Source organism: Pararobbsia alpina, assembly GCF_902859895.1.
GTDB lineage: Bacteria > Pseudomonadota > Gammaproteobacteria > Burkholderiales > Burkholderiaceae > Pararobbsia > Pararobbsia alpina.
The window spans coordinates 1-551 of the sequence record NZ_CADIKM010000235.1 but is presented as its reverse complement, the minus strand read 5'-3'; the positions used below and the strand labels follow the sequence as shown (position 1 = coordinate 551).

At 65.2% G+C, this 551-nt stretch carries 1 protein-coding gene; it reads right to left on the bottom strand.

All coding sequences use genetic code 11. The features are described 5' to 3' along the window. Window positions 1-551: two-partner secretion domain-containing protein (locus HV670_RS30450; protein ID WP_175108605.1), on the bottom strand; the 551-nt coding region annotated here is incomplete at both ends.

The window sequence follows — 551 nt, the reverse complement described above, 5'->3', positions numbered from 1 at the left end:
TGACGTTCAGATCGCCCGCGCCCGTCAGCTTGCCATGGGTGTCGACACCTGCCGCCAGCGTGCCCGTCGAATCCACCGTCGAGCCGGTCACGGTCGTGCTGCCCTGTGCGGCAACCGCGCCACGGTTGCTGACCGCGCCTGGACTACTCAAGGACGTGCTCTGACCCGCGTAGAGTGAGCCTGTGTTCTCGACGCCACCAGCACTGTAGGCCATCAGGTTGGCCGTGGCGCTCGTCTGACCCGACAACGTGATCTTGCCCTGGCTGTTCAGCATCAGCTCGCCGGACTGCGCGGCGATCGTGCCGGCGCTGTTCACCCCGACGCCCGTGTCGGTCCCGACGAGCATGATTTTGCCCGCGAACATCCCGCCGATCTGAGCGACATCGATCGCAACCGCCGGACTGCTCCCGTCTGGCCCGAGCGAGCGTGCATTCAGGTCCTCGTAGCGAACGTGGTTGTGACCCGCGACGACATTGAGCGCCTTGTTCGCCCAAACCTGCCCATTGAGCGCTACGCTACGAGCGATCAGGTCGACCTGATCAATGCCGCTC